The sequence below is a fragment of the Pseudotabrizicola alkalilacus genome, from assembly GCF_003443995.1.
Classification (GTDB): domain Bacteria; phylum Pseudomonadota; class Alphaproteobacteria; order Rhodobacterales; family Rhodobacteraceae; genus Pseudotabrizicola; species Pseudotabrizicola alkalilacus.
The window spans coordinates 792769-808605 of sequence record NZ_QWEY01000001.1 but is presented as its reverse complement, the minus strand read 5'-3'; the positions used below and the strand labels follow the sequence as shown (position 1 = coordinate 808605).

The window sequence follows — 15837 nt, the reverse complement described above, 5'->3', positions numbered from 1 at the left end:
GCTTTCCCCGGGTCATCGGTCGGAAACCTCTCGGTCTCTCCCCTGCCGGGCAGATATGCTACGTGTCAGACGCCGATGCGCCCAAACCGCCCACATATCCCTTCATCACATTCAATTTTCAAAGAGCGTGAAGACAAAAATTTCAGGACCACCAATCTCTTGGTGCTTCCTGCAACCGTACCTTCAGATGTCACGTCGAACTTCCATCGTCGCTCCGTCGCTTCAGAACCGCGTTTCCGCATCCCCTCCGCTTCGGTAAGGCGGTGTTTAGGCCCACAACAAAAAACCTGCAAGAGGAAATCTTCACACAACCGTCGTTTTTCTCCAGTACCCTATGTTTCCTTGACCCAAACGACCAAACTTTCTGCATCCCGCCCGCGCCGCAGACCGGGGTGGAACCGCATTTTTGCCCCCTGCCCCCGAATCTGCCCCCCGAGTCCCGCCCCTCAGCACCGAATCTTTGCCGAATCTGGCGCGCCTCGCGCCCCGGAGTTCCCCGGCGCGCCTCACTGCGCCGCCTGAACCGCCCCCGCCATCACACACAAGAGCTCGAACATCACCGAAGCCCCCAGATAGGCCGTCGCCCCGTTAAGATCGAACGGCGGCGACACCTCGACCACATCGGCCCCCACGATCCGCACGCCCGCCAGCTCGCGCACCACCTGCAGCGCCTGAAAGCTGTTGGGGCCGCCGATCTCGGGTGTGCCGGTGCCGGGGGCATAGGCCGGGTCGATGAAGTCGATGTCATAAGAGACATAGGTCTCGCCCTGCCCCGCGCGCTCCCGTGCCTCGGCCATCACATCGGCCACGCCGCGCGCATGAAACTCCTCGATCGCGATCACCCGGATGCCCACGCTGTCGGCAAACTCCCGGTCTTCCCGGTCATAGGCCGTGCCCCGGATGCCGATCATCGTCACCCGCTGCGGGTCCAGCAGCCCCTCTTCCACCGCGCGGCGGAACGGGGTGCCATGGGTATACAGGCTGCCGTTGAAATAGCTGTGGAACAGATCGGTATGGCTGTCGAAATGGATCATCCCCAGACCCTTCGGGCTGTCGGGCCGGTCTTTCGCCAGTGCCCGCAGGATCGGCAGGCTGCACAGATGATCGCCCCCGGCGGTCAAGGGCACGATCCCGGCCGCGCGCACCTGCGTATAATAGGCCTCCATCCGCGCCAGAGAGTCCATCAGATCGGCCGGGTTCGGCCCGACATCGCCCAGATCGGCACAGCGCACCGCCTCGAACGGGCGCACGCCCGTGGCACCATTCTCGGCCCGGATCATGGTTGACGCATCCCGCAGCGCGCGCGGCCCGTGGCGCGGGCCGGGGCGGTTCGTGGTGCCGCCATCCCAGGGCGCGCCGATCAGACCGATCTGAACATCTGCAAAGCGCGGATGCTCCGGCGTCACCACCGGCAGCCGCATAAAACTGGCCACCCCGGCGAATCGTGGCAGCTCGAAACCGGAAACCGGAACGAAAAACGGGTCATGTGTCATGATACGGCAGCCCTTCTGTCTGATCTTTTCCGCGATCAAACCACCCCTGCCCCCCTCTGTCAGGTCCGCAGGCGACATCATACCGGCCAATGCGCGCCCGTTTGCCGACCCAGAGCCGCCCGCCCCTTGACCGATCCGCCGCCATACGCCCTTATCAGGCAAAGCCAGCAACGGACGGATCATGTTCAACAAGACCTCAGACCAGACAGCCCCACCGGGTGGCGCCCCCCCGGCACGCCCCTCCAACACCAGATCGGTCTTTGCCAGCGACCTGAAAATCACCGGCGAGATTTCGTCGGTCGGCGATATCGAGATGCTGGGCGACATTGACGGCAATGTCACCGCCCGCAGTCTGTCGGTCGGGGCAGAGGGCCGGATGAACGGCACCATCACCGCCGAAACCGTCGAAGTGCGCGGCAAGGTCGATGGCCAGATCAGCGCCGACAGCTTCACCCTGCGCGCCGCCGCAAAGGTGGCGGCAGATGTCACCTACCGCACCCTGATCATCGAAAGCGGGGCTCAGGTCGAAGGGCGCTTTGCCAGACACAAGGCCTGACCGCGCTCTCAGCTATGAAAACGGCCTCCGCCTGCGGGGGCCGTTTTGCTTTGTAGCCTGCCGCACCGGGTCAGGATGACGGAATCGCATAGGTCAGCCCGGCCCGCGCCACCGGCTCGGTCCCGCCTTCGGAAAACAGCAGCACATCGCCCACCGCCAGCCTGCGCCCCAGCTTCAGCAGCCGCGCCTGCGCCAGCAGGTCAACCCCGGCCTGCGGCTTGCGCATGAAATCCATCGCGCAATTCGTGGTCACCGCCAGCGCGACCGGCCCGATCCTTCTCAGGATCGCCAGATACATCGCCACATCGGCAAGGCCGAACATCGCCGGCCCCGACACCGTGCCCCCGGGCCGCAGATGCCGCGCCGCCACCCGCAGCCGCAGCGTCACACCCGTCGCATCCGCCCGCTCCACCGCGAAGTCATCTGCCACCTGCCCGAAATCCCGCTGCAGAAATGCCTGCAGCGCGGTCGCATCCATCACCACGGTCATGTCACCCCTCCCCCGTCTGTTGTCGCTCAAGCCCCGCCCCATCTGTGGGGACCATCCGGGCACACCGGCCTGCTGGCCAAACGCCGCCCCCTCCCCCATCCCCTCCCACAAGGGGAGGGGCGCGCCTCGCACATCGCTTGCTCCCCGCGCCCTCTCCGCTTTGCCCGGCCGCAGGGCGCAAGGCGGCTCCCTCCCCCCTTTGTGGGGGAGGGATGGGGTGGGGGGCACCCCGCCGCAGGCAATCGCGCTGAGCTTTGGCAAAGACCTCTGCGGCAACGGCAGACGCCTCCGGCGGGAGTATTTTTGTCAAGATGAAAGCGGCGGCAACAGGGTCTGCAACCGCCTGTGTCGCACCTGCGGCACGCGGCGTTCCACAGCCCCGGCCCGGTTACAGCCGGTACAGGGCCTTGAACTTCGCCTCCAGATAGTCAAGCAACGGCGCTTCTGTGGGCTCGAACCCGCAGGCCAGCCGCACCACCTCGCGTGGTTCATACAATCCGCCATGACGCTGCACGGTCTCGCGCAGCCAGGCGGTCGCCGCACGCGCATCGCCGCGCGCCAGATGGTCATCAATATCCGGCACCGCCTGCCGCAGCGCGACATTCAGGCAGCCAGCATAGACATTGCCCAGCGTATAGGTCGGGAAATAGCCGAACAACCCGCAGGACCAATGCACATCCTGCAGCATCCCCTGCGAGGCGCGCGGCACCGCCACGCCGAAATCGGCGGCAAAACGGTCATTCCACGCCGCCTCCAGATCGCCCACCGCCAGATCGCCCCGGATCAGCGCGCGTTCCAGATCAAAGCGCATCATCACATGCAGGTTGTAATGCACCTCATCGGCCTCTGTCCGGATAAAGCCCGACTGCACCCGGTTGACCGCGCCGTAAAACGCATCGGCATCGGTCAGGCCAAAGCCGTCAAACCGGGTCTGCATCTGACCAAACATCCAGCTGGTAAACGCGCGCCCGCGCCCGAGCTGGTTTTCATAGATCCGGCTCTGGCTCTCATGCACGCCCATGCTCACCCCGGCCCCCAGCGGGGTCAGCCGGTAATCGGGGTCAATCCCCAGCTCATAGCAGGCATGCCCCACCTCATGGATGGTCGAGTAAAAGCAGTTGAACGGATCGCTTTCCACCACCCGCGTGGTGATCCGCGCGTCATCGCCAGAGCCGGAACTGAACGGATGCACCGCCAGATCCAGCCGCCCGCGCTCCCAGTCATAGCCAAAGGCAGTGGCCAGATCGCGCGCCATGCGCATCTGCGCGTCCTGCCCGAACTGCCCTTCCAGCTTTGCCGGCTGATACGCCGCCCCCAGCACCGCCGACCGCAAGGCGACCAGACGGGGCCGCATCGCATCAAACATCGCGCCCAAAGACTCCGCCGTCGCCCCCGGCTCGTAATCGTCGATCAACGCGTCATACAGATCACCGCCCTGCGCCAGGCACGCCGCCTCTTCGCGCCGCAGCTTGATCACCTCGGCCAGGATCGGCAGAAACGCTGCGACATCATCGCGCGACCGCGCCTCGGCCCAGATCCCCTGCGCCCGGCTGGTCACCCGCGCCAAGGCCTGCGCCAGCGGCCCCGGCACCTTGACCTGCCGCTCATACGACCGCCGGATGTGGCGCAGATTGGCTGCCGCCACCGCATCCGCCGCCTCCGCCTGCGCCAGCCACTCCGCGATCCGCGGATCGGTGCGCCGCGCATGCAGCACCCCTTCCAGCGCCGACATCTCCTCCGACCGCTGCTCGGCAGCGCCGCGCGGCATCATCGTCTCCTGATCCCAGCCCAGACGCCCGGCCACCTGCCCCAAAGCCTCGGTCTCGCGCTGAAACGCCATCAGATCGGCGTACGCCATATTGTTCGCACTCATGCCGTGCCCCTCCGGATCGACCCGGCCAGCGGGTATTGTGACAGATAACGGGCGCGAATGATCAGCACCCACAAAAGAACCGCGCCCAGCTGATGGGTGATCGCCACATGCAGCTGCGCCGATGTCAGCACCGCCATGATGCCAAGCCCGACCTGCGCCAGCATCATCAGCATCACCATGTGAAAGGCAAAGCGCGTCGCCCCATGCGCCGATGTGCGCCCGCGCAGCCAGACCACCACGCCAAAGGCAAACAGCAGATACCCCGCCATCCGGTGCATGAACTGCACCAGACCGGGGTTCTCAAAGAACGCATGCCAGAGGGGCAAGGCCCCGCCCTGTCCGTCCGGCACATAAAACGCATCCGCCGGAAAGAACGCGCCGTTCATGTCCGGCCAGGTCGGAAACGCCCGCCCCGCATCAATCCCCGCGACCAAAGCCCCGAGCAGGATCTGCAGAAAGGCAAAATGCATCAGCCCGGTCGACAATGAGAACAGCTTGCCCTCCCGCGCGCGCCGCGCCTGCAACAGCGCGGCCTCTGACCGGCCCAGCAGGAACACATACCAGCCGATGAAGCCAAGGATCACAAAGGCCAGCCCCAGATGCGTGGCCAGCCGGTACGACGCCACCGAGGTCATCGCCCCGGTCAGGCCCGAGGCGACCATCCACCAGCCAATCGCGCCCTGCAGCCCGCCCAAAGCGCCCAGCAACAGCAGCCGCCCGGTCCAGCCCGGCGGAATCCGCGAGGTGGCCCAGAAGAACAGAAAGCCCACCGCCCAGACCAGACCCACGGCCCGGCCCAGCTGCCGATGTCCCCATTCCCACCAGTAGATCACCTGAAACGCCGACAGCTCCATGCCCGCATTCATCAGCTGATACTGCGGGCTGGCGCGATACTTGTCGAACTCCGCCAGCCAGTCGGCCTCGTTCAGCGGCGGCAAGGCCCCGGTCACAGGCCGCCATTCGGTGATCGACAGCCCCGAGTCGGTCAGCCGCGTGAGGCCGCCGACCACGATCATCGCCATCACCATCAGGAACAGCACGATCAGCCAGCCCCGGATCGCGCCGCGCGCGCCCTTTGGCCCCGCGTCAATCAAGCCGCCCTGCGCCTTCGGGGCCGCGCCCGCGCTGCCCACCTCTTCGAAAATGCTGCGCTTGCCCGCCATACCCGCCTCATATCTTCCTGGCCCGGAGACTAGGCCGCGCCCCGAGCAGCTTCAAGGGGGGTGCGGCGATGGGGATGGGGGCGGCCATGGCATCACAGCCGGTGGGTCAACCTGCTCGCAAGCGAGCAGAACGACCCACCCTACCCCTTCTCTTCACTCGGCACTGTATTTTGCGAGATGGAGAAGGGCTATGCCCGCGCAAAGGGGCCAAAGTTACTAGATTCTTCGCTAGGCGTCTTTGGCGCAGGTTGTCCATTGATCTAGTCGGAGCATTCAGAATTATCACATATGTCCATTTGTGGACGCGGCACCTAACCGCCCCCAAGAATTCGTAGAACTCCTCCTACAAGTGCCAACGCTCCTTCTGCTGCAAGATTACCTGCGGCTCCAGCAAGAGCGGATCGAACATCTTGAGTTAGATTTCTGAGTTTCCCTACATCTGGGGTTTGTTTTTCCGCCTCTATTATCACGGCATCAATAGTATCAGGTAGCGTGTCACTAGCTCCGGCTTCCACAAGGCCGGGAACAGCCTCTCGCAGCTTGCGCAAGGTCTCTTTGATTTCGGTTACATCACGTGTCGTTAAAGAGATGTCACCGGAAATGTTACCCGTCCCCATATTACCAGCGAAGTTATCAATTCTTCCAATATTGAACGTAGTCATGACGGACTGTGCACTTTCTACCTCACGGTCGTCGAAGGAAAATCCCTCGCCCAAGACACCGTTGCGTTCCATTTCAATGGCCCAATCAAGAACCATATTGCGAACAAACTCTAGAATACCAACTATTCCACCCCTTGGAACCTGAACAACCATTCTTGCCGTTGAAACCCGCATCAACTTGTTCACTGCGATGACAAGCTCATCAGGGAGCGGAAAATGATAGATACCGCTATCACCGTCTGAAATGAGATCTCGGAGCCCGCCGATACCCTGGCCTACCATTGCCGTGCTCAAGACGTCAGCAATCTGAGCGTCATGTGTTTGCACTGGCACCCAGCCATGGAAGGGATTCCATCCTGCTGGCTGGCCACGAAGTATCCGGTGAGGCGGAAGCGCGCCGCTGTAGCCATTAAGCTCGCTGTCAACCCAACTCTCCAAGTCGCCAAGTTTCAGCTTGGTGGCCGCCAACTTTACACGCCGCAGCAGTGATTCAACTGGAACAGTTTCATCCAGACAAGCTTTCTGAATTTCAATAATCAAACCACTCATAGAACGTCCCTTTCCGCTGTCTTCGACCCACACTAAGGCTGGAATCGTCCGCAGAACAAACTCATTAAACGCGGCAATATACAGTAGCCGTTGGCTCAGCCGCAGTGAAAGTTCACTATGTCCGGAAAGCAGCTCAGGCCAGCCAAATCACCCGCCACCCCGCCGCAAAGCCCTGCAATACCCTTGCCCTTCGCATTTGCAGCTTTCCCAAATACTCCGGGGGTCCGGGGGCTGGCCCCCGGGGGTGGCCGCAGGCGCAGCGTCAGGAGGGTTCGCCAAACCCCGCCGGCACCAACCGCCCCTGCCCCCCCGCCATCCCCGCGTCCTCCAGCAGATCCGCCAGCATCGCCTCCACGTTCTGCCCGGCCGCCGACAGATGCGCCCAGATCTCGCGCACCGCTGGCGTGATGCGCGGTTCCTGCACCGCCCGCGCGGTGTGCAGCCAGGCGGCCAGCCCGTCGCTGCTCACATAGTCGCGCGCCTTGCGCAGGGCGGCGATTTTCGTCTGGCTGGCGCGGACAAAGCGTTGAACCTCCGCCGCTTTCCAGCTGGCCAACTTGGTCAGATCCTGCCCGTCGGCCAGATGCACCTGCGCCCAGAACTGCGCGGCGGCGGCGTGCTGTTCCACGGCATGCGGCTTGCCGCCCGCCAGCCGGTCGGCCACCGCCTGCGCCTCATCCACCAGCGCCTGAATTGCCTTTTCCTTTTGCCAGTTGCTGAAGTCGGTGCCAGCCATCGGGATCTCCTTGTTCAGTCAAAGCAACGGGAAAGTGTTAAGACTTCGTGAATCTCGCAGGGTCAAGTCTTTGAAATCAAACAGAACCCACAGCTGTAACACAGCGGGCAGCCCTCACTCCCCCTGCTGGCGCAGCCGGTAGGCGATCTGGCGCAGCATCCCGTGAAAGGTCTGCACCTCAGCCCGCGTCAGGTTCAGCCGGGCCCACATGTTGCGCAGGTTCAGCCGCATGTTGGCGGCCTTGGTCTCGGGAAAGAAGAACCCCGCCGCCTCCAGCCGCTCCTCAAAGTGGTCGCCCAGTTTCTCCACGTCCACCCGGCTGGCAAACTCGGTGCGGGCCAATTCCATCACCTCCGGCGCCACCACCGCCGTCTGCCGCTGCCATTCATAGCCCATCAAGAGCGCGCATTGGCCCAGGTTCAGGCTGGGAAAATCGGGGTTCACCGGCACCGTGACGATGGCATTGGCCAGCGCCACATCGTCATTCTCCAGCCCCGCCCGCTCCGGCCCGAACAGAACGCCCACCTTCTTGCCCTCAGCCGCCATAGCCCGCGCCATCTCCATCGCCCGTTCCGGCGTGACGATCGGCTTGACCAGCTCACGCCCCCGCGCGGTGGTGGCAAAGACATAGTCGCAATCGCCGATGGCAGCGGCGACATCCGGAAACAGCCCCGCCTGATCCAGCACCCGCCCCGCGCCCGAGGCCATTGCCACCGCTTTGGAGTTGGGCCAGCCGTCGCGCGGGGCCACCAGACGCATCCGGGTCAGGCCGAAGTTCAGCATCGCGCGGGCCGCAGCACCGATATTCTCGCCCATCTGCGGGCGGACGAGGATAAAGGCAGGTTCGATCATGCGTGGCACCCCAGGTTTTACAGGCCTGTTACGCCAGCTCCCCCTCGCGGGCAAGACATGGTCAAGCCGCAAAAAGGCTGGTAAGCCAGCCAAAACCCGCTGCGAGGACCCGCCATGGCCGCCGAAGACCGCCCGCAAATCACCCTGATCACCCCGCCCAGCTTTGATCTTGATGTCTTCCCCACCCGTCTGGCCTCTGTGCTCGACGCAGTGGACGTGGCCTGCCTGCGCATCGCGCTGGCCAGCAAGGAAGAAGACAACCTGCTGCGCGCCGGCGACGTGCTGCGCGAGGTGGCCCATGCCCGCGACGTGGCGGTGGTGATCGAAAACCATCTGCTGCTGGTCGAACGGCTGGGCCTTGACGGGGTTCACCTGACCGATGGCGCGCGAAACGTGCGCAAGGCCCGCAAGGATCTGGGCGCAGAGGCGATTGTCGGCGCCTATTGCGGCACCACCCGGCATGAGGGCATCAGCGCGGGCGAAGGCGGCGCGGATTATGTGGCCTTTGGCGCGATTGGCGACTCAGCCCTGGGTCAGGGCACGCAGGCCGATTTCGACCTGTTCGAATGGTGGTCGGAAATGATCGAAGTGCCGGTGATCGCCGAAGGCGCGCTGACGGTCGAGCTGGTTGAACGCTTTGGCCCAGTCACCGATTTCTTTGGCATCGGGCCAGAGATCTGGGGTTCGGATGATCCGCTGGCCGCCTTGAAAACCCTGCTGGCCCCGCTGGGCTGAGGCCAGCCTTAGAGCGCAGCGGGCCGTTCCGGACCGGAATGGCTGGTTGCGATAATGCGCTCGCAATATTGCGCAAGGTCTTTGCGGTTGGTGAAGGCATCCACCGGCACCGGCGGGTGAAACACCACCTCGACGCTGCCTTGCCGTGGGGCAGACAGCACCGCAACCAGATGCCCGGCAAAGGTCATGCCGCCCCACCAGCCGTAAAACCGCGGATCGGTCCCTGCTGGGGCGCGGTAAACCACAGTAACCGGCTGAATGTGCAGCACGGTTTCCAGCCCATGGCTGAAGAACGCAGCGAAAAGCGTTGATTTAAAAGGCAAAACCCGCAGGCTGTCGGTCGAGGTGCCCTCGGGAAAGAACAACAGCCGGTGACCGGCGCGCAGGCGGTCTTCAAGCTGCTGCTGCTGGCGTCTGGCCTCGGTGCCCTTGCGCGTGATGAACAGCGTGCCGGTCGCGCGCGCCAGCCAGCCGATGCCCGCCCAGCCCGACACTTCGGATTTGGCCACGAAATAGAGCGGCGCACAGGCGTTCAGCGCGAAAATATCCAGCCAAGAGGCATGGTTCGCCACCATCGCCCCGCGCTGTTGCATCGGCGTGCCCCGCACCGTCAGGCCGATCCCCATGATCCGCATCGCTGCCCGGCAGACAGCTTGCGTGATGCGCGGGGTCCAGGGCCGGTTCAGCCCGAACAGCGGGCGCTCCACGCAGCGCAGCAGCAGCAAAAGCACCAGCCCACCATAGGTGATGCCGCCCAGAACCGCCGCCCTCATGGCAAAGCGGACCCAGCCCGGCAGGGTCTGCGGCGCTTTGGGTGGCGGATCGCCGTACCAGGTCATCCGGCTTCGCCTTTGCGGATGTAGAAATCCTTGTGCTTCTGGCTCATCTGATGGGTGTCCATTACCAGACAGACATCGGTGGTGTTGAACGCATGATCCACAAACACGCCCTCCCCGACAAAGCCCCCCAGCCGCAGATAGGCCTTGATCAGCGCCGGGGTCGCGGCCAGAGCGGCGCGGCGGTTGACCTCGGCGGCGGGCAACAGGTGCAGCTGGCTCAGGCCATCGCCAAGCGCCCGGACCCGCAGCGCAGGCGGCGCCAGATGCCCGTGATGCAGCATCGACAGCGGCAGGGACAGGGCCGCCAGATCGGTGCCGGGAAAGCTGGCCGCGCCGAACAGAATTTCGATATCACGTTCAATCACATAGCGCGCCAGAGCATTCCAGAGGTGAAACATGCCGGTGCCGCCGCGATGATCTGCGTGGATGCAGGATCGCCCGAGTTCCAGCAACTTGCGACCCGACGCTTTCAGCAAAGTCAGGTCGAATTCGGTTTCCGAATAGAACCGGCCGATCCGACGCATCCGGTCACAGGGAAGCAAGCGGTACACACCGACCACATGATCGCCCTGCCCCGGATCAAGCGTGCGGTCCACCAGAACCAGATGATCAAAGGCGCTGTCAAACTCATCCTGCTCGGTCTGCGCTACATGGTCCACGCCAGGCCCATCGGCCCCCAGTTCCTTGACAAACACCCGGTATCGCAACCGAAGTGCCGCCGCGATGTCTGCCTCGCCGGTGGCAAGGCGCGCCTCATAGCGGTCATCTGACTGTATTCCCGTCACAGAGCTGTCTCCTGTCGCCTTAACCAGCGGTTAACTATCATGGGGATAAAAGCAGGGGAGGGACAAGGCAACCGCAATGACGTTAACTGTGACAACGGCAACCGGACCGGCCAAGGCAACATATGATGAAAGAAACCTGTCAATATGCTGCGGCAGACCGTTACGGGCCCTCAAATGCCAAAAATCGGCAACAGTTCGATTTGGCGGCCATCAATCACCACCTTGCCAGCGTGTTCAAAATTGACGGTAATGCGCCCGCCGATGTTAGACTGCACCTGCCCCAGGCCCCAGTCGGGCCGGTCAGGGTGCCGCACCATCATTCCCGGTTCCAAAAGCGCATTCATCTTTCGCCCCTTTTCCATTCAGGATTTCCGCCCATGTCTGACAAGCCTGATCTGACGGCCCTGCTGGGGTCACGCATCTGCCACGATCTTATCAGCCCGATCGGTGCCATCGGCAATGGGGTAGAGCTTTTGATGATGGACGGCATGGGCAGCAGCCCGGAACTGGCGCTGATCGTCGATAGTGTCGCCAATGCCAATGCCCGCATCCGGTTCTTTCGCGTGGCCTTCGGCGCGGCGGGGGCCAGCGAACAGCGGATCGGCCGGGCCGAGGTGGCCAGCATCCTCAGCGATCTGACCCGTGGCGGCCGGCTGCTGATGGACTGGCAGTCGCCCGCCGATCTGTCGCGGCGCGAGGTAAAGCTGGCCTTTCTCGCGATCCTCTGTCTGGAAAGTGCGATGCCCCATGGCGGCACGTTGTCAATTGAGCGGGGCGAGTCCCGCTGGACCTTGCGCGGCGAAGCAGGGCGCCTGCGGATTGACGCTGATCTGTGGGAGTTGCTGTCAAATCCTGCCTCCACCGTCGAAATCGGCCCCGGTCAGGTGCATTTTGCCTTGCTGCGCGACGAAATCTCCCGGCAGCACCGCCGCCTGACGGTAGAGGTCGGCGATACGGCGGTGCGCCTGTCATACTGAGCGCTTAACCAGCGCGGCAGGTGCCATCACCCCGGACGAGGTATTTGAAGCTGCACAGCTGCTCGGCCCCGACCGGGCCACGCGCGTGCATCTTGCCGGTGGCAATGCCAATCTCGCCACCCATTCCGAACTCGCCGCCATCGGCAAACTGGGTACTGGCGTTGCGCATCAGGATCGCGCTGTCGAGCCGGGTCATGAACCGCTCGGCCGTCGCATCATTCTCGGTCAGGATGCTTTCGGTGTGGCTCGATCCATAGCGCCGGATATGCGCAATTGCCTCCTCCACGCCATCGACCAGCTTTGCCGCGATGATCATGTCCAGAAACTCGCGCCCGAAATCATCGGGTTGCGCCCGCACCGTGCCCGGCACTTTCAAAAGCTCGCCTTCGGTGCGCACCTCGACCCCTGCTGCCAGCAGATCCTCGATCAGCACCGCGCCGTGTTTGGTATAGAACTGCCAGTCGATCAGCAGGCATTCGGCCGCGCCACAAACGCCGGTCCGCCGGGTTTTCGCGTTCAGCACCACGGCGCGCGCCTTTTCCGGATCGGCGTCGCGGTCGGCATAGACGTGGCAGATCCCCTCCAGATGCGAAAACACCGGCACCCGCGCTTCCCGTTGCACCAGCCCGACCAGCCCCTTTCCGCCGCGCGGCACGATCACGTCGATATGCTCCACCGCCTGCAGCATGGCCGAAACCATGGCGCGGTCGCGGGTCGGGATCAGCTGGATTGCCGCCTCGGGCAGGCCCGCGCCGCGCAACCCCTCCACCATGCAGGCATGGATCGCGGTTGACGAATGAAAGCTTTCGGACCCGCCGCGCAGGATCACCGCATTTCCGGCCTTCAGACACAGCGCGCCCGCGTCGGCAGTCACATTCGGGCGCGACTCGTAAATCACGCCGACCACGCCCAGCGGCGTCGCCACCCGCTGAATATGCAGCCCCGACGGCATATCCCATTCCGCCAGCACCCGGCCAACCGGATCGCGCTGCTCGGCAATGGCCCGCAACCCGTCAACCATGCCCCGGATCCGCCGCTCATCCAGCCGCAGCCGGTCCAGCATCGCCGGGCTGAGGCTCTTTTGCGTGCCATAGTCCAGATCGAGCGTGTTCTCATCCAGGATCGCCTGACGACTGGCCCAGATCGCCTCGGCGGCACCGATCAGCGCAGCATGTTTGCGTTCCGGCGAGGCACAGGAAAGCTCCGCAGCCGCGTCCCGCGCCGCACGCCCGATCTGTTTCATCAGATCATTCATCTGCCCGTCCATCGCCCGCCCTTTCCTCTTGGTTGAAGTACTCCGCGAGGGGGCAAAGCCCCCGGCAGCGGGTTTTCAGACCACCATATCATCCCTGTGCACCAGCGCCGCCCGGCCCTGATAACCCAATATTCCCGCAATATCGCCCGAGCGGTGCCCGGCAATCGCCTTGGCCTCAACGGCCGTATAGCGCACCAGCCCCTTGCCCAGCACCACGCCTTCGGGCGACAGGATCGACACCGGCTCACCCCGGCCAAATGTCCCGGTCACCCGCGTGACGCCCGCGGGCAGCAGCGATTTTCCGGCGCGCAGCGCAGCAACGGCGCCCGCATCCAGCACCAGCTCGCCGCGCGGTTTCATCGCGTTGATCCAGCGTTTGCGCGCCAGTTGCGGATCGGCCTGCGCCACGAACCACGTGCGCTGCGCGCCGTTGGCCAAGGCTGACAGGGGACGCAGAACCGACCCCTCCATGATCGCCATGGCACACCCGCCGGCAATCGCGGTCTTGGCGGCGAGCAGTTTGGTCTTCATCCCGCCCTTGGACATCCCCGAAATCGGATCACCAGCCATCGCCTCGATCTCGGGGGTGATATGCTCCACCAGATCAAACCGCTCTGCGGTCGGGTCTTCCTTCGGATTGGCGGAATAGAAGCCATCGACATCCGACAGCAGGATCAGCTGATCCGCGCCCACCGTCACCGCGATCTGCGCGGCCAGACGGTCGTTGTCGCCAAACCGGATCTCATCGGTCGCCACCGTATCATTCTCATTCACGATCGGCACCACGCCCAAGCCCAGCAGGGTTTCCATCGTGGCGCGGCTGTTCAGATAGCGGCGGCGGTCGGTGGTATCCTCCAGCGTGACCAACACCTGCCCGGTGGTGATGCCATGCGGCGCCAGCACCTCTTCATAGGCGCGTGCCAACCGGATCTGCCCGACGGCTGCCGCCGCCTGAGACTGCTCCAGCGTCAGCACACCGTCGCCCAGACCCAGCACCTTGCGGCCAAGCGCGATGGAACCGGACGACACCAGCACCACATCGGTGCCGCGCACCTTGGCTTCGGCCACATCCATGGCAAGCGCAGACAGCCAGCCCTGTTTCAACCCGGTCGCGCGGTCCACCAAGAGGGCGGAGCCGATCTTGACGACCAGCCGTTTTGCGTTGCGGATATCGGGGGCGTGAAGCGTGCTCAGGGCTGCCACGGGCCAGCCTCCTCTTCCGGAGCCTCACCCTGAATCGTGCGGTAGATGTCGCGCAGCACGTCCTGCAGGCCCTTGCCCGCCACGCCAGAAATCACATGCACCGGCCCGCCGCTGGCCTTTTCAAGCGCCCGCTTGCGGTCGGAAATCTGCTTTGGGTCCATCGCATCGCATTTGTTCAGCGCCACGATGCGGGCCTTGTCACCCAGCACTTCGGAATAGGCTTCCAGCTCGGTCACGATGGTCTTGTAATCCTTGGTGATGGTGCTCGATGTGCCATCGACCAGATGCAGCAGCACCTTGCAGCGTTCGACATGGGCCAGAAACTGGATGCCAAGGCCCCGCCCCTCAGATGCGCCCTCGATCAGACCGGGAATATCGGCCATCACGAATTCCGCGCCATCCACGCCCACCACCCCAAGATTGGGGATCAGCGTGGTAAACGGGTAATCGGCAATCTTGGGCCGGGCGTTCGACACGGCGGCGAGGAAGGTGGATTTGCCCGCATTCGGCAGCCCCACCAGCCCGGCATCGGCGATCAGTTTCAGCCGCAGCCAGATCGTGCGCTCCACCCCTTCCTGCCCCGGATTGGCGCGAGCGGGCGAACGGTTGGTCGAGGATTTGAACCGCAGGTTGCCCCAGCCGCCGTTGCCGCCTTGGGCGAGGATCACCTTTTGCCCCACCTCGGTCAGGTCGGCGATGATGGTTTCCTCATCCTCGTCCAGAATCTCGGTGCCAACAGGCACGCGCAGCACGATATCTTCGCCGGTCTTGCCGGTGCGCTGTGCGCCCATGCCGGGCTGGCCGGATTTGGCAAAGAAATGCTGCTGATAGCGAAAGTCGATCAGCGTGTTCAGGCCGTCCACCGCCTCCACCCAGACCGAGCCGCCGTTGCCGCCATCGCCACCATCCGGGCCGCCGAATTCGATGAACTTCTCACGCCGGAACGACACGCAGCCGCCCCCACCGCCGCCCGAGCGGATATAGACTTTGGCGAGGTCGAGGAATTTCATGAGATCAGGCTTTCGGAAAAAACGGTGGAATGCGTCAGGCGCAGTTGAGAGTGCGATACAGGATTGGGGCCAACACCTCAAGCGCGCGCGGTATCAGGGCGCAAAGCGAGGGGAAATCCGGCTCAGGCCGACGGTCGGGCTGGTGGCGGATGCCGGGCAAAGAAGCTTTCGCGCGCCAGCACCAGATCAACATGATCCATTTCAAGCCCGAGCGCGCGGCAGAACCGGGGCTTGCGCCCGGTTTCCGAAAACCCCAGCTTTTGCAGAACCCGCGCCGACGGCACATTGCCGACAAAGTAGCCAGAGCTGACCGGCCCGGGGTAGAACTCGAACACCGCGTGCAACAGCCCCACCGCCGCCTCACCGGCATAGCCGCGCCCTTGGGCGTGGCGGGCGACCCAGAACCCGAGTTCGGCCCCGCCCCCGATCAGCCCGGCAAAGCCTTGCGCATCATGAATGGCAAACGTTTCCCCCTCAGGGGCAGCGGCGACATAGGACCGGAAATGCGCGGCGGGATAGGGAAAGGGCGTGGTGGCAAGCCAGCTGGCAATCTCGGGGTCGTTCAACCCTGCGATCACGCCCGCCTCATCGGCGGGTGTCAGAGGGCGCAGCCGCAGCCGCGCCGTCTGAAGCCAGATGCCTGCCGCCTGGCCCATCCC

The 15837-nt window shown here is 64.0% G+C and carries 17 protein-coding genes; 3 read left to right on the top strand and 14 right to left on the bottom strand.

The genetic code is table 11. The features are described from left to right. Positions 1–506 precede the first annotated feature (506 nt). On the bottom strand, positions 507–1493 hold the full coding sequence (locus D1012_RS03945) for an agmatinase (RefSeq protein ID WP_118150068.1): 987 nt from the start codon (positions 1491–1493) through the stop codon (positions 507–509). Between the two features lie 181 nt (positions 1494–1674). Here D1012_RS03945 and D1012_RS03940 point away from each other — a divergent pair, with 181 nt between their 5' ends. Beyond that, entirely contained in the window at positions 1675–2049 is a 375-nt protein-coding gene (locus D1012_RS03940; RefSeq protein WP_118149980.1) for a bactofilin family protein, read from the top strand. A gap of 70 nt (positions 2050–2119) precedes the next feature. On the opposite strand, the gene D1012_RS03935 is transcribed toward D1012_RS03940, so the two are convergent. The 6 genes from D1012_RS03935 to D1012_RS03915 form a co-directional block, all read right to left on the bottom strand. Continuing rightward, positions 2120–2539, bottom strand: coding sequence for a PaaI family thioesterase (locus tag D1012_RS03935; protein WP_118149979.1), 420 nt, complete (start codon positions 2537–2539; stop codon positions 2120–2122). A gap of 388 nt (positions 2540–2927) precedes the next feature. Then, on the bottom strand, positions 2928–4412 hold the full coding sequence (locus D1012_RS03930; protein ID WP_118149978.1) for a carboxypeptidase M32: 1485 nt from the start codon (positions 4410–4412) through the stop codon (positions 2928–2930). Then, the gene (ctaA, locus tag D1012_RS03925; protein ID WP_118149977.1) at positions 4409–5575 is read right to left on the bottom strand and encodes a heme A synthase; all 1167 of its coding nucleotides are present in this window, start codon (positions 5573–5575) and stop codon (positions 4409–4411) included. The genes D1012_RS03930 and ctaA overlap by 4 nt, the downstream gene beginning before the upstream one ends. A gap of 311 nt (positions 5576–5886) precedes the next feature. After that, a complete protein-coding gene (locus tag D1012_RS22350; RefSeq protein WP_147335624.1) occupies positions 5887–6786 on the bottom strand; it encodes an AbiTii domain-containing protein in 900 nt (299 codons plus the stop codon). Between the two features lie 262 nt (positions 6787–7048). Continuing rightward, positions 7049–7522, bottom strand: a complete 474-nt coding sequence (locus D1012_RS03920) for a hypothetical protein (protein ID WP_118149976.1) — start codon at positions 7520–7522, stop codon at positions 7049–7051. A 114-nt stretch (positions 7523–7636) separates the two neighbouring features. After that, entirely contained in the window at positions 7637–8374 is a 738-nt protein-coding gene (locus D1012_RS03915) for an RNA methyltransferase (protein ID WP_118149975.1), read from the bottom strand. Between the two features lie 114 nt (positions 8375–8488). Here D1012_RS03915 and D1012_RS03910 point away from each other — a divergent pair, with 114 nt between their 5' ends. Continuing rightward, on the top strand, positions 8489–9109 hold the full coding sequence (locus D1012_RS03910) for a thiamine phosphate synthase (RefSeq protein WP_118149974.1): 621 nt from the start codon (positions 8489–8491) through the stop codon (positions 9107–9109). Positions 9110–9117: 8 nt separating this feature from the next. On the opposite strand, the gene olsA is transcribed toward D1012_RS03910, so the two are convergent. The 3 genes from olsA to D1012_RS03895 form a co-directional block, all read right to left on the bottom strand. Next, positions 9118–9948 (bottom strand): lyso-ornithine lipid O-acyltransferase, encoded by an 831-nt coding sequence (gene olsA, locus D1012_RS03905; RefSeq protein WP_118149973.1) that lies wholly within the window; start codon positions 9946–9948, stop codon positions 9118–9120. Further along, positions 9945–10724 (bottom strand): L-ornithine N(alpha)-acyltransferase, encoded by a 780-nt coding sequence (gene olsB / locus D1012_RS03900; RefSeq protein ID WP_118150067.1) that lies wholly within the window; start codon positions 10722–10724, stop codon positions 9945–9947. Before olsB ends, olsA begins: the two co-directional genes overlap by 4 nt. A 179-nt stretch (positions 10725–10903) precedes the next feature. After that, positions 10904–11077 (bottom strand): DUF3553 domain-containing protein, encoded by a 174-nt coding sequence (locus D1012_RS03895; RefSeq protein ID WP_118150066.1) that lies wholly within the window; start codon positions 11075–11077, stop codon positions 10904–10906. A gap of 33 nt (positions 11078–11110) precedes the next feature. Here D1012_RS03895 and D1012_RS03890 point away from each other — a divergent pair, with 33 nt between their 5' ends. Beyond that, positions 11111–11710, top strand: a complete 600-nt coding sequence (locus D1012_RS03890) for a histidine phosphotransferase family protein (protein ID WP_118149972.1) — start codon at positions 11111–11113, stop codon at positions 11708–11710. Positions 11711–11714: 4 nt separating this feature from the next. Here D1012_RS03890 and D1012_RS03885 read toward each other — a convergent pair whose 3' ends face one another. The 4 genes from D1012_RS03885 to D1012_RS03870 all read right to left on the bottom strand — a co-directional run bounded on the left by D1012_RS03885 (position 11715) and on the right by D1012_RS03870 (position 15834). After that, positions 11715–12977 carry a glutamate-5-semialdehyde dehydrogenase gene (locus D1012_RS03885; protein ID WP_118149971.1) on the bottom strand — a complete coding sequence of 421 codons (1263 nt, stop codon included), beginning with the start codon at positions 12975–12977 and terminating at the stop codon, positions 11715–11717. Between the two features lie 63 nt (positions 12978–13040). After that, on the bottom strand, positions 13041–14168 hold the full coding sequence (gene proB / locus D1012_RS03880) for a glutamate 5-kinase (RefSeq protein WP_118149970.1): 1128 nt from the start codon (positions 14166–14168) through the stop codon (positions 13041–13043). Further along, on the bottom strand, positions 14156–15178 hold the full coding sequence (obgE, locus tag D1012_RS03875; protein WP_118149969.1) for a GTPase ObgE: 1023 nt from the start codon (positions 15176–15178) through the stop codon (positions 14156–14158). Before obgE ends, proB begins: the two co-directional genes overlap by 13 nt. Before the next feature lie 122 nt (positions 15179–15300). Then, positions 15301–15834 (bottom strand): GNAT family N-acetyltransferase, encoded by a 534-nt coding sequence (locus D1012_RS03870; protein ID WP_158569187.1) that lies wholly within the window; start codon positions 15832–15834, stop codon positions 15301–15303. Between the last annotated feature and the right edge of the window lie 3 nt (positions 15835–15837).

Coding starts and splice junctions, on each gene's coding strand:
- D1012_RS03945 (WP_118150068.1), bottom strand. CDS start 1,493: ATGACACATGACCCGTTTTTCGTTCCGGTTTCCGGTTTCGAGCTGCCA.
- D1012_RS03940 (WP_118149980.1), top strand. CDS start 1,675: ATGTTCAACAAGACCTCAGACCAGACAGCCCCACCGGGTGGCGCCCCC.
- D1012_RS03935 (WP_118149979.1), bottom strand. CDS start 2,539: ATGACCGTGGTGATGGATGCGACCGCGCTGCAGGCATTTCTGCAGCGG.
- D1012_RS03930 (WP_118149978.1), bottom strand. CDS start 4,412: ATGAGTGCGAACAATATGGCGTACGCCGATCTGATGGCGTTTCAGCGC.
- ctaA (WP_118149977.1), bottom strand. CDS start 5,575: ATGGCGGGCAAGCGCAGCATTTTCGAAGAGGTGGGCAGCGCGGGCGCG.
- D1012_RS22350 (WP_147335624.1), bottom strand. CDS start 6,786: ATGAGTGGTTTGATTATTGAAATTCAGAAAGCTTGTCTGGATGAAACT.
- D1012_RS03920 (WP_118149976.1), bottom strand. CDS start 7,522: ATGGCTGGCACCGACTTCAGCAACTGGCAAAAGGAAAAGGCAATTCAG.
- D1012_RS03915 (WP_118149975.1), bottom strand. CDS start 8,374: ATGATCGAACCTGCCTTTATCCTCGTCCGCCCGCAGATGGGCGAGAAT.
- D1012_RS03910 (WP_118149974.1), top strand. CDS start 8,489: ATGGCCGCCGAAGACCGCCCGCAAATCACCCTGATCACCCCGCCCAGC.
- olsA (WP_118149973.1), bottom strand. CDS start 9,948: ATGACCTGGTACGGCGATCCGCCACCCAAAGCGCCGCAGACCCTGCCG.
- D1012_RS03895 (WP_118150066.1), bottom strand. CDS start 11,077: ATGAATGCGCTTTTGGAACCGGGAATGATGGTGCGGCACCCTGACCGG.
- D1012_RS03890 (WP_118149972.1), top strand. CDS start 11,111: ATGTCTGACAAGCCTGATCTGACGGCCCTGCTGGGGTCACGCATCTGC.
- D1012_RS03885 (WP_118149971.1), bottom strand. CDS start 12,977: ATGGACGGGCAGATGAATGATCTGATGAAACAGATCGGGCGTGCGGCG.
- obgE (WP_118149969.1), bottom strand. CDS start 15,178: ATGAAATTCCTCGACCTCGCCAAAGTCTATATCCGCTCGGGCGGCGGT.
- D1012_RS03870 (WP_158569187.1), bottom strand. CDS start 15,834: ATGGGCCAGGCGGCAGGCATCTGGCTTCAGACGGCGCGGCTGCGGCTG.